The sequence below is a fragment of the Caulobacter sp. UNC279MFTsu5.1 genome (genome assembly GCF_900114015.1).
In the GTDB taxonomy this organism is placed as follows: Bacteria; Pseudomonadota; Alphaproteobacteria; order Caulobacterales; family Caulobacteraceae; genus Caulobacter.
In genome coordinates this window covers 142,159-152,871 of the sequence record NZ_FORN01000009.1, presented here as the reverse complement: position 1 = coordinate 152,871, position 10,713 = coordinate 142,159, and the positions used below count along the sequence as shown (strand labels likewise).

Genomic DNA, 10,713 nt, shown 5'->3' with positions numbered 1-10,713 from the left:
CGGAAGTTGCTGGCCAGTTCGACGGTGAGCGCGGCCAGATCGGTCGGCTCGAAGCGCCCCCGGGTGCGGCCGGCCTCGACGCGGGAGAAGTCGAGCAGGGAATTGACCAGCTTCAACAGGCGCAGCGCATTGCGATGGGCGATGTCGAGCCGCTCGCGCTGGGCCGGCGGCAGGTCGGCGGCCTCGTCCAGGGCGTCCTCGATCGGTCCCAGCATCAAGGTCAGCGGGGTGCGGAACTCGTGGCTGACATTGGAGAAGAACGCCGTCTTGGCCTGGTCGAGGGCGGCGAGCATCTCGGCGCGACGACGCTCGTCCTCGAAGGTCTTGGCGTTGGCCAGACCGGCGGCGAGGGCGGCCGCCAGCAGATCGAAGAAATCGCGATAGGGCGCATCGAGCGGCAACCGCGGACTGGCGCCGACGATGAGCAGGGCCGTTGGCCTCGCTGAGCCCGGAACGAAGACCGGGAAGGCCAAGGCCGTGTGCGGCGCCTCCTCGTAGGGGCCGCAGGCCGCTCCGCCTAGGCGAGCCGAAACATCCTCCAGCAGGATCGGCCCGTGCTCGCAAAGCGCAGCCGCCGGCCAGGGCGCGTCGGGATCCGACGGCAGGACGGCCAGCGCACTGGCCGTCTGCGCGGCCAGGCCGACATGACCGGCCAGGCGATAGGCCTCGCCCCCCGGGATGACTTCATAGAGCAGCACGAAGGGCAGATCGAACGGGTGCTCGGCGAAGGTCTCGACGGCGCGGGCATAGACCTCTGCTGTCGTGCGCGCCTCGCCTAACCGACCACTCAGGTCGCACAGCAACCGCGTGCGTCGCTCCGAGAGCGTGCTGGCCGTGGTCTCGATAACCGGCAGGAAGACGCCGCCGACGCCGCCGCTTTCGTCGCGGATCGGGCTGAGGGAGAAGGTGAAGAAGGCTTCCTCGAGATAGCCGTTGCGGAACAGGAACATCCGCTGATTGTCCAGGAACGAGGTCGCGCCCGCCCGGGCCTGATGGAAGGGGTCGCCAATGGCCGGCCAGGCCGAGGCCCAGGTCACGTTATAGGGTTCTCCGAGCGACTGAGGATGGGCCGCTCCGCACATCACCCGATAGCCGTCGTTGTAGATCTGGTTGTAGTGCGGCCCCCAGATGATGTTGATCGGGAAGTTCGAGGCCAGGCACAGGCTCACGGTCGTGCGCAGGCTCTGCGGCCAGGATTCGATCGGGCCCAGCGGGGTTTTCGACCAGTCGCTGGCGGCGATCAGCTCCGCCATTTCGCCGCCGCCGGACAGAAAGTCGGAATTCCTGAACGCCGGAACGTCGATCCGCTTGTTCATGACGGCAAGCCTTGTCGGGGCGTCGAAGACCGTTGTCCGTGTTGAGAGTTCGCTTCTGAAGTCTACGCAGAGTTGTGGCGAGCCGCAATGGTGGGAACTAAGTAGCTACCCTTAGCGGATGTCATCATCCGGCCATGGGCTACCGGGTCGCACTGTTATCTCCAATTCTCCAGCTGGTGAGCATGTCAGGACGGCGCCAATAGCCGACCTTAGCCTGACTTCAAGAACCGGACGTTCGGGGCGCCCAGCGGGCGGCCCGGCGTGAACGGCCGCCACGAGATTGCAAAGCCGATCGTCCAGATCTCCTATCGGGAAAACAGCTGACGGTCGCGGCAATGTAGATCCTGGGGATCGAAGTATTTCCGAGCCCAAGATCCCTGACACCCAGGAACCACTGCGCCTCGGCGGCGGCCGTGCGCTTGCCCGCAACGGTCGTCGGCGTTACGGGCGCAACGCCTGCTTTCTTGGCCTCGTCGGCGACACGCCCCAGAAAGTTGAAGTGGTCGACGAGCGCTAGCGCTTCGATGGCGAAGGCCGCCGCAACATCGGCGTCACGGATGGCCAACAAGTTGTCGCCGTTCACGGTCTCGCCGGCAAAGGCCATCGGCTCCCTCGCATCAAGGAAGCGGAGCAGACGAGGGCCGAGAGAACTCCCGGAAGAGCCCTTCGACGCTGTCGCTCACAATATCTTTGATGCCCGTCGGGTTGGTGTAGGGAAAGCGTGCGTTGATCCGCCGGACGGTCGCTGCCTTTGCTGCATCTGTGAAGCCTCCGCGGGCAATCTCCTCGGCGGCGATGGCGCGGCAGGTCCTCAGGTACAGCCGCTCGTCGTCGAACATTGGCTCCTTTGGACCCGACGCGCCGTGCCCTGGATGCACAATGGTGACGTTGGGGTACATCGCCTCGGTCCGGTCGAGGATGCCGAGCCACTCGCCGGTATGGGCTTCTCTAAGCGGACCGTGGAGCCGGTTGAGAATAGCGTCCCCGGGGAACAGCTCTCGCGTGGAGGGCAGGTAGTAGGCTGTCGTCGCAGGGGCTTCGCCAGCGCCCAATTCACGCGCGACGATCGTCAATCCGTCGATTTGCAAGGTCGTATCGCCGTCGAAGGTGATGCCAGGGACCACGAAGTCGCGCGGCGTGATGTCGGGCGCATCGGCCTGCGTACCCGCATTCGCACCATAGGTGTCGTAGCGGATCGCATCGGCTGTCGCCTTGGACGAATAGACGGGGACGCCCGGAAAAGCCTGCCGGAATAGGCCAAGCCCGGTATAATGATCGGGATGGGCGTGAGTGATGAGGATCGCACGCACCGGCTTGCCCACCGCCTTGACGGCCGCCAGCGCCTGCGCAGCGTGGACGAGATCGCGCTGAACGTCGATGACGACGAGGCCGCCGCCGGGCGTCTCAATCCAATAGGTGTTGACGGTTCCAGTCCCGGCATAAGTCCAAACACCGGTCTTGGCCGGCGACACCGTTTGGGTCGACGAGCTGTCCTGCGCTATTGCGGGCGCGCATGTCGCCATGGTCGTCGCGGCCAGAAAGGCTATCCAGCTAAAGCGCATCGGCTAATCCTTGATCGTCTGTGAGGGGCAGATGGTGGCGGTCCGCGCCGCCGATATTGCCAGGGCTTCGTCATGCTGAGTTGGGCCGCGGCCATGGGGATCGCGGTGTCCGAACGGTTGGGCGCCTACCGAGCACGGATGAAGAGCCGCCCCCCCTGGTCGCCAAGGTGGTTTGCCGACGAAGCGCTTGTCTGGCGAAGCTTAGCCCTTGGTCCAGGCGCGAAACTCCGTTCCACGCCTGGCGCGTCCGCTGAGCGATCGCCGTTGAAGGCGCGGGCGCCGACGTCCGCGTCGCCTCAATGAAGGTCGGCGCGGGCTGAGTTGGGCCCCCGCTCATCGCCATCAGTCCACGCCGATCCACCTCGCCGCGGCTTCCGCCGTATCCTGGGGCCGGGTGTTGAATGCGAGAGCGGCTTTGGGAGCGCCCTGGTGAATGGCGTTCACGACTCTCTCGAAGAACACCAGACTCTTGGGCGGCAGGCGCAGGCCGCCCCCGATCACTATGCAATCGTAGTTCGCCTTCGCCAACTGCGCGGCCAGCATCGCTATACCGCTGTCGTCGGGGGCGATCATGCAAAGGTCACCGTTCCAGCCTCGCTCAGACATCGTCGCCTTCGCGATGTCGATGCCCGCCTGGATTTTTTCGGCGTCGAAGCCTGGCGGCAGGGACGGGTCGGAAAAATCGACGGTTTCGGGCTTCTGCCCGACAAATAATACACGCGTCATGATCAAGCTCCTTGGAGTGGTGCGGTGGGGATGGTTTCGTCGCTTGAGACATCGAGGCGGCTCGCCAGAAACGCGCCGATGGCGTCCAGCGCCCCCTCGGCGACCCGGATTGGGGTTGGCAGAGCGGCGCCATTAACCTGAGACGCCGCCCACCTCGCCGGTCTCGTAACGGACGCCCTCAGCGGCCGGTGCAGCGGCCATCATCGCGTCGAACATAGGCCGGGCCTCGGAGCCCATCGGCTCCCCCTTGTGCGGGGCGGTCGCCTGCCCCATCGCGGCTACGACAGGAGCGTCTTCGGCGACAAGAGGGCGCAGATCGGCCATGGAGCTCTCCTGGATTCGGTTATCAGGCTGCGGCCCACTGGGCGGCGGCGTCGCGGGCGAAATCGCGATAGGATCGCGGGGCGCGGCCGAGCAGGGCCGTGAGCCGCTCGATCGCCACGGGATCGGCCACCGCGCCGTCGCTCTGGTAACGCTGGAACATCAAGCGCAAATCCAGGGCGTGCCAACCGGGTAGCATGGCCTTCATCCGCTGCTCCATGATGGCGAGGTCGTCGCCGCCGTGGCGGACGGGGCGGCCGAGCGTTTCGGTCCAGATGTCCGCGATGGATTGTCCGGTCAGGCTGTCGGGTCCGACGAGGTCGTAGGTTTCGTGGGGAAGCGGGCTCGGCGCACGTTCGCGCCGCAGGAGCTCAGTGGCGGCGGCGGCGGCGATGTCGCGGATATCGACCATGGATACGCCCTTGGCGCCGATCGGGGCGCCATAGACGCCCGGCCCCAGCAGCAGGTCCTTCTGGCGCAGGTCATTCTGGATGAAATAGGCCGGCCGCAGCACGGTCGCCGGCAGGGCGAGCACCTGGATCATCCGTTCAACCGTGGCCTTGCCCGCGAAGTGCGGCACGTCTGCATAGGCCTCGCCCCTGAACACCGACAGATAGACCACGCCCTTGACGCCGGCCTCACGCGCGACAGTGAGCGCGAGCATGGCCTGGGTCAGCTCGTCAGCCAGGTTGGGGACCAGCAGAAACAGGGTGCTGACGCCGCTCATGGCCGAGCGGAGGGAGTCGATGTCCCCGAGCTCGCCGCCGACCGGGATGACGCCAGCCGGGACTTGAGCCTTTTCCGGCGAGCGCGTCAGGGCGCGTACTTCGGCGCCTTGACCTTGCAGATGGGTCAGGACTTGGGAGCCGACGGCGCCGGTGCTGCCCGTGACCAGAATCGTCATTTTCAAATCTCCTCAGGAGAGGCGCGGAAGGCGCCGTGGCTTGAGGTTGAAGATAGACGTTCCGGGTTTGCGGAGAAGATGGCATATCTGGAACAAGTTGTTCCGAATTTGAGACAAACCGTGGATCTAGCCGCCCTCACCGACTTCAACCTCGTGGCCGCCCAAGGCGGCTTCAGCCGCGCCGCGCGTTTCTCCGGCAGGTCCAAAGCGACCCTGTCACGCCGGGTGGCGGAGTTGGAGCAGAGCTTGGGCGTTAGGCTGATGGACCGCGGCACGCACACCCTGCGCCTGACTGAAGAAGGTCGCGCCCTGCATGCGCGCACCGAGGGGCTGCTCGCCGAGATCACCGAGGCGGGAGAGGCCATCGTTTTCGGCGCTTCGGTCCCGCGCGGCCGCCTGCGCGTCAGCGCGCCGGTCGTGTTCGCGCACGTGGCCCTCGGTCGCATCGGCGCGCGCTTCGCGCTGGCCTATCCGGACGTGCAGCTGGAGATCGTCGCCGATGACCGCCGGGTCGATCCGGTCGAGGAAGATTTCGACCTGGTGATCCGCATCGACCCGGCGCCCGACGAGCGCCTGGTCGGGCGACGTTTCCTGACCGACGAGCGGCTGATCGTGGCCGCTCCAAGCCTGCCCAGGCTTGCTATCGAGGCGATGGAGCCAGGCGAAATCCCGGTCGGGGCGGTCGTGCTCACCGCCATGCCGCCAAACCGCCTTTGGCGCATGCGGTCCGTCGAGGGGGGGACGCTGACGATGAAGCCCCAGCCCGTGCTACGCCTGTCGTCGCTGCTGATGGTGCGTGACGCGGCCATAGCGGGGGCGGGAATCGCCCTGCTGCCCAAGCTTCTGGTCGCCGACGACGTCGCCGCGGGGCGACTGGTCCTATGGGGCGTGGAGGACACGCCGCCAGTGGAGATCTGGGCGCTGCAAAGCTCCCGACGTCTGGTGGGGGCCAAGGTTCGCGCCTTCCTGGACGTTATCGACCAAAGCTTCCCGAGCAGGGTATTCGTTTCTCAAAACTGAACGGTGCGGGCGGCCCATTCATGCTGCCTTGCGCCATGAGCCGCCTTTGGCGTGCCTCCAGAAACTGGACGTTCAGCACCAAGGTCCAGCCGCCTGGTCCGCCGGCCGGAACTAACTGGTGCCGCCGCTAACCTTCGTTCCACTCACTACAACCGAACCATCGCCTCGGGGGACGATGCATCTCGCAGGTCGTTTGAACAATTCCCACTCGCGTCGAGGCGCCGGCCCGCCAGCCTCTACCGCTTAGGGCAAGCCCTGCGTCGGTCGCGCCCGCTCGCCCCGCAGACGCGGCCGATCAGGGCGCTGGCTTGGGCTGGCCAACGCCCACGTCCACACCCAACTCACCACGTGCTGAGCCCCTTGGCGATCATCGATAGTTTTCGAGCAGCCGCTGTTGGCCATCCGGAAAATGGCTCGCCCGTTTTCGGGCATCTACTTCGAATTCTCCGGATTTCCGCTCAATCTGTTCAAGCAAATTGTGCTGCAATAGTGGAAGCAGCTGCGATAGCCGCTCACTAAACAGAGCAAGCTCATAGAGCCTCCCCTGTGGGCGCGGCTCCATGTGCATCCGAATGCCCATGCGATTCAAGACGCCCTCAAGGCCGGCGGCCTCGTTGAGCTTTTCGACCACGGCTTTCTCGTGGAAGCGGCTCCAACGGTCCTCATGCTCGGGATCGACATGTGTCATGAGGCCGTCCACGCTGTTCACGAAGAGGTAGCCGCCGTTCAGCACGGCGGAACGATCCTTCGCGGCCAGCTTTGCCTTTCGCTCCCTCGCGGCTTCGCCGAAGCGGGTTTCATAGGCCCAGAACATCCCGACCAGCAGGCCCGCGATGATGGCGCCGAACGTCAGCCCAACCGCGAACCTGTGGGCTATGTAGAAGGCCGTGACCGGCGGCAACCAGCCTTTCAGCATGGTCAATAAGGCCGCGCCCGTGGCGATGCCGAAGAACCCAAGCACGGTGATCCCCGTCCCCATGGTCTCGACAACCGCCTTGATGGTCTCCCAGAGCTTTTTCATCCTCCAATTGTGAGGGCGATTCCGTCTATGGTCCAGTTGGACCGATAGCCGTGAGGATCGCTGTGAAGCCATTAGCCGAATGGACCCAAGCCGACCTTGAGGCCCTGATTGGCACGCCTGAAAGTCTCACCGTGGACTTCAAACAGTCCGAGGCCATTCTGATCCATGGTCCGGCCAAGGAGAAAGTCCGCGCCTCGCTGGTCAAAGACATTACCGCTCTGGCGAACGCCGCCGGGGGCCGAGTCTATTACGGCATGCGGGAGGACAAGACCACGAACGTCGCGACCGAACTGGACGATGGCGTGACGATGGACGACGCCAAAGCCGACGTGATCGCCGACATCATCACGGGCAACACCGAACCCCAGATAGTCGGCCTGAGCGTCCACGAAGTCCGCCTGAACAACGGCCGGTATGCCTTCGTCATCAATGTCCCGCAGGCGATCACCTTGGCACCGCACCAGTCGCGTTATGATCACGTCTACTACCGGAGACACGACCGTAAAATCCTGAAAATGTACGATCACGAGATCAAGGATTTGATGCGTCGGTCAGATGAACCACTGATCACGGCCGACATCCTGAACGTCAGCAACGAAGGCGGCGTGTCTTTCTACCAAATCCGCATCGAAAACATGTCGCCCGCGCTGGTGAAATACTTCTCGGTGACTCTAACGCTGCACGACGACCTAACCTTTGAGGAGGGAAGTTGGCCAACGTGGCAGTACGTCGGGCAGGCCATTGAGGAAGACCCGGACATGCGATGGGCTGGGAAGCGGTATGTCTATCATTTTACCCCGACGTCGCATCAGCCGTTATTCAAGGGCCAACAGCACGTGCTGACGACCCTTGTCAGCAAATCGGGCAAGACGGATTTCCGCCAATTCTCCATCCGGATCGCCGCGCATGGTTTCATTGGCCGGTGGCGCGGCGCGGTAAGCGTTATGCCGGTCTATCAGCAAGGAGTGATGCATCCTTGGCCTGAGATTTGATTGGCCGATTATCCCGACCGGGAACACGACCTCCGCAACCAAGTGTAGCGGCACGCCTCCAGAAACCGGACTCTCAACGCCTGGGTCTTGAAGACCGAGGCCGCGCCGAGGCGGGACCCGCATCACCCCGACCCCGCCAAGCGCCCGCGGCGGCCATCTCAAATCCGCATCTCAAAGAGGTCGTGCCGCGTGAGAGGCCGGTTCTCGTCCTGAAGCTGACGAATGTCTTCCAGCACGGTGTCCGAGATCGACATCTCCTCAAGGACCTCGTAGTCGCGAATCCTGATCGCCCGAGTGCCCGATAGCGAGGCGGCCTCATCGCGCTCCGGGATGAGATCTCGATAGGCCGTGATCGCCTTGGACCAGGCGTCCAAATCCGCGTCAAACCCGTCCCGGAGCCAGATCATAATCTTGCCCAGGTCGCTCATATAGACGCGCACCAGCCTCAGGAGGTTGAGCCGTTCGGGGAGCTCGGGATCAGCCTCTCGCATGGCGGCGTATTGCGCCGCCAGGGCCCGCCACTTGGGCAGCAAGGCCATTTGGGTCAAATCCAGTTCCGGGGTGAAGGACTGGATCCGGCGGCGCGTCTGTTCTTCGGGATCGAAAAGCCAGCGTCCGCTAAAGGTCTGGCTGTTGACGGCCAGACCCTGATGCTGGGCGTGGTTGCGCAGCCTCTCCATGACCCGATAGCCGAAACTTCCATCATAGAGCTGGCTCTTGAAGTCCTGGTGCGCCTTGAGCACCGCATCCCCGTAAAGCTCGCTGAGCGCGCTTTCGGCCAAGTGCTCGGTTCGGGCACGGCCGATCTGATCGTCGCCGGCGGTGTCGAAAGCATGAGCCGCGCCCCGTTCGTGATGGGCAAGGCCGACAGCGCCTTTTCGCGCAACGCCGAGATCTTCGACACCACCATCGGCTGGCGCTTCGTCAATCCGGCCATGCGCAAGCTGTACGGCGTCGACTCCATGCCGGAGACAGCCGAGAACGTAGCCAGCGACTATGGCGTCAATCGCGAGGACCAGGACGCCTTCGCCCTGCGCAGCCAGCAAAAGGCCGCCGCCGCCATCGCCAGCGGCTTCTTCGACGGCGAAATTGTCGCCGTCGAGGTTCCCGGCAAGGCCGGCCCCACCATTGTCAATCGCGATGAGCACCCGCGCGAGACCACGATCGATGCTCTGGCCAAGCTGAAGCCGGTCGTGCGCGAAGGCGGCACGATCACGGCCGGCAACGCCTCGGGCGTCAACGACGGTTCGGTGGGCCTGCTGATCGCGTCCGAAGCCGCCGTGCGCAAACATGGCCTATCGCCGCGCGCCCGGGTCACCGGCTACGCCACCGCGGGGGTCGAGCCCCGCGTCATGGGCGTCGGCCCCGTGCCGGCCGTCCGCAAGCTCCTGGCGCGGACCGGCCAATCGATCCGGGACTTCGACGTTGTCGAACTGAACGAAGCCTTCGCCGCCCAGTGCCTGGCGGTGCTGCGCCAACTGTCTCTGACTGATGACGACGAGCGCGTGAACCCCAACGGCGGGGCCATCGCGCTCGGCCACCCCCTGGGCGCGTCTGGCGCGCGGCTCGTTTTGACGGCGCTTCGCCAACTGGAAGCAACCGGCGGCAAGCGCGGCCTGGCGACCCTCTGCATCGGCGTCGGCCAGGGCGCGGCTCTGTCTTTCGAGCGCGTCTAGGCAAGCGTCATGAGCCTGATCCGGCCCTCCTCGCGAGAAGACGCCCGCCAGCCGCCGTCACGGCAAGCGCCCGACGCCTCGACCGTGGCTCGTTCGCCGCGCCAGCCGCTGGTCAGGATCCCGGCACACCCTGACCGAGACAACTGGTCCAACGCCGCCTGGTCGCGGTTGATGGGGTCGTCCCTTCAGAGCGGCGCGACAGGCTCGTCGCCCACCAGGCTGCGGACCCAGACAGCCTCGCCGTACGCCGCTTCGACATGGTCTTGCGAGGCGAACGCAAAACCGCCTTCTCGACCTCTGAGATCGATGGAGCCCTGTCCTTGCCATCCCTGATCCGCGCCCAGCCCTTCACCTCGCCCGTCATGCTTGCAGTGTTCGGTGACGAGGCCAGGCTGGACGCGGCCCTGCGCTTCGAGTCCTCCCTGTCGCAAGCGCAGGCGGACGTCGGGGTGATCGACCCGCCGGCAGCCGCGCAGATCACCGCGACCTGCCTCGATCACCCCGACGCCGAAACCTTGGCCGAATCCGCAGCTCGGCGGCCAGCACCGCCTTCACAGAGGCCGCTGAGGTGATGGCCGAACTGGCCGAGTAGAGAGCGCCTTCGACAGGAGACATTCATCCCATGCACGCCTCGCGCAGCCGCGCCAAGATCGCCCTGCTACCGGACCTCGGCTTCTCCGGCGACCTCCCTACCCGCCTCGACGATGGCCAGGCCCAGGCTCGCACCCGCGCCCTGATGCGGATCGCCCGTGGCAAAGCCCGCCCGGCTTCCCGCGCCCAGATCGGCGAGGTGGCGCGCTGGCAGGGTGTCAGCCTCAAGGCGCTGCACAACCTGGAGGAACGTGGCATCACCGAGTCTGAACGGGGCCTCAATGGCGTGCGCTTCTATTCGCCCGATCAACAGGTGCGGATCGAAGCGGCGTTGGCGCTGCGTGAACTGGGCGGTTCGGCTCAGGATATCCGCGAGTTTCTGGACCTTCTGCCCCAGGGACGTCTCCAAGCCATCGCCTATCTCTCAGAATTCCTGCGCCGCCGCCTGACGGCGGTGGAAGCGCGCGCCCAAATTCTCAACGAGGCCCTGGCTCTGGTCGAGGCCGATCGCGTGATCTGAAACAAAAAGCAGCGCCGACCTTGAAACCCTGCGGAGGTGCAAAGCGACTTCAAGGCTGGATGAT

General features: G+C 65.1%; 12 protein-coding genes and 2 pseudogenes. 6 read left to right on the top strand and 8 right to left on the bottom strand.

All coding sequences use genetic code 11. The features are described from left to right. The 6 genes from BM066_RS07805 to BM066_RS07780 form a co-directional block, all read right to left on the bottom strand. A partial coding sequence (locus BM066_RS07805; RefSeq protein ID WP_304441205.1) for a sensor histidine kinase occupies positions 1 to 1,316 on the bottom strand: 1,316 nt, incomplete at its 3' end. A 220-nt stretch (positions 1,317 to 1,536) separates the two neighbouring features. Then, on the bottom strand, positions 1,537 to 1,920 hold the full coding sequence (locus tag BM066_RS07800; RefSeq protein WP_029669087.1) for a hypothetical protein: 384 nt from the start codon (positions 1,918 to 1,920) through the stop codon (positions 1,537 to 1,539). A 13-nt stretch (positions 1,921 to 1,933) separates the two neighbouring features. Continuing rightward, positions 1,934 to 2,878, bottom strand: a complete 945-nt coding sequence (locus BM066_RS07795; protein WP_029669086.1) for an MBL fold metallo-hydrolase — start codon at positions 2,876 to 2,878, stop codon at positions 1,934 to 1,936. Positions 2,879 to 3,220: 342 nt separating this feature from the next. Further along, entirely contained in the window at positions 3,221 to 3,604 is a 384-nt protein-coding gene (locus tag BM066_RS07790; RefSeq protein ID WP_029669085.1) for a hypothetical protein, read from the bottom strand. A gap of 132 nt (positions 3,605 to 3,736) precedes the next feature. Next, positions 3,737 to 3,928: a hypothetical protein gene (locus BM066_RS07785; protein WP_029669084.1), complete on the bottom strand. Its 192-nt coding sequence runs from the start codon at positions 3,926 to 3,928 to the stop codon at positions 3,737 to 3,739. A 22-nt stretch (positions 3,929 to 3,950) separates the two neighbouring features. Beyond that, positions 3,951 to 4,829 (bottom strand): NmrA/HSCARG family protein, encoded by an 879-nt coding sequence (locus BM066_RS07780; protein WP_029669083.1) that lies wholly within the window; start codon positions 4,827 to 4,829, stop codon positions 3,951 to 3,953. Between BM066_RS07780 and BM066_RS07775 the strand changes: the two genes are divergently transcribed. Continuing rightward, positions 4,773 to 5,849 (top strand): LysR family transcriptional regulator, encoded by a 1,077-nt coding sequence (locus BM066_RS07775; RefSeq protein WP_255367516.1) that lies wholly within the window; start codon positions 4,773 to 4,775, stop codon positions 5,847 to 5,849. The genes BM066_RS07780 and BM066_RS07775 overlap by 57 nt on opposite strands. A gap of 367 nt (positions 5,850 to 6,216) precedes the next feature. Here the strand turns inward: BM066_RS07775 and BM066_RS07770 are convergent, their stop codons facing one another. Continuing rightward, positions 6,217 to 6,870 (bottom strand): hypothetical protein, encoded by a 654-nt coding sequence (locus tag BM066_RS07770; protein ID WP_029669081.1) that lies wholly within the window; start codon positions 6,868 to 6,870, stop codon positions 6,217 to 6,219. Positions 6,871 to 6,920: 50 nt separating this feature from the next. Between BM066_RS07770 and BM066_RS07765 the strand changes: the two genes are divergently transcribed. Then, the gene (locus BM066_RS07765; protein ID WP_177218400.1) at positions 6,921 to 7,862 is read left to right on the top strand and encodes an AlbA family DNA-binding domain-containing protein; all 942 of its coding nucleotides are present in this window, start codon (positions 6,921 to 6,923) and stop codon (positions 7,860 to 7,862) included. A gap of 158 nt (positions 7,863 to 8,020) precedes the next feature. On the opposite strand, the gene BM066_RS07760 is transcribed toward BM066_RS07765, so the two are convergent. Beyond that, entirely contained in the window at positions 8,021 to 8,644 is a 624-nt protein-coding gene (locus BM066_RS07760; RefSeq protein ID WP_018061429.1) for a hypothetical protein, read from the bottom strand. Between the two features lie 9 nt (positions 8,645 to 8,653). Here BM066_RS07760 and BM066_RS07755 point away from each other — a divergent pair. The 4 genes and pseudogenes from BM066_RS07755 to BM066_RS07740 all read left to right on the top strand — a co-directional run. Beyond that, positions 8,654 to 9,538, top strand: a pseudogene (locus tag BM066_RS07755) (acetyl-CoA C-acyltransferase); the annotation flags it as partial. A gap of 9 nt (positions 9,539 to 9,547) precedes the next feature. Next, positions 9,548 to 9,724, top strand: a pseudogene (locus tag BM066_RS07750) (protocatechuate 3,4-dioxygenase subunit beta); the annotation flags it as partial. 134 nt (positions 9,725 to 9,858) lie between these two features. After that, positions 9,859 to 10,110 (top strand): hypothetical protein, encoded by a 252-nt coding sequence (locus BM066_RS07745; RefSeq protein ID WP_089925952.1) that lies wholly within the window; start codon positions 9,859 to 9,861, stop codon positions 10,108 to 10,110. A gap of 50 nt (positions 10,111 to 10,160) precedes the next feature. Beyond that, positions 10,161 to 10,649 carry a MerR family transcriptional regulator gene (locus BM066_RS07740; protein WP_018061426.1) on the top strand — a complete coding sequence of 163 codons (489 nt, stop codon included), beginning with the start codon at positions 10,161 to 10,163 and terminating at the stop codon, positions 10,647 to 10,649. Positions 10,650 to 10,713: the final 64 nt, after the last annotated feature.

What these genes read in the sequence shown, in the direction of transcription:
- BM066_RS07795 (WP_029669086.1), bottom strand. Translation starts at nt 2,878, where the DNA reads ATGCGCTTTAGCTGGATAGCCTTTCTGGCCGCGACGACCATGGCGACA.
- BM066_RS07780 (WP_029669083.1), bottom strand. Translation starts at nt 4,829, where the DNA reads ATGACGATTCTGGTCACGGGCAGCACCGGCGCCGTCGGCTCCCAAGTC.
- BM066_RS07785 (WP_029669084.1), bottom strand. Translation starts at nt 3,928, where the DNA reads ATGGCCGATCTGCGCCCTCTTGTCGCCGAAGACGCTCCTGTCGTAGCC.
- BM066_RS07800 (WP_029669087.1), bottom strand. Translation starts at nt 1,920, where the DNA reads ATGGCCTTTGCCGGCGAGACCGTGAACGGCGACAACTTGTTGGCCATC.
- BM066_RS07740 (WP_018061426.1), top strand. Translation starts at nt 10,161, where the DNA reads ATGCACGCCTCGCGCAGCCGCGCCAAGATCGCCCTGCTACCGGACCTC.
- BM066_RS07775 (WP_255367516.1), top strand. Translation starts at nt 4,773, where the DNA reads ATGGGTCAGGACTTGGGAGCCGACGGCGCCGGTGCTGCCCGTGACCAG.
- BM066_RS07790 (WP_029669085.1), bottom strand. Translation starts at nt 3,604, where the DNA reads ATGACGCGTGTATTATTTGTCGGGCAGAAGCCCGAAACCGTCGATTTT.
- BM066_RS07770 (WP_029669081.1), bottom strand. Translation starts at nt 6,870, where the DNA reads ATGAAAAAGCTCTGGGAGACCATCAAGGCGGTTGTCGAGACCATGGGG.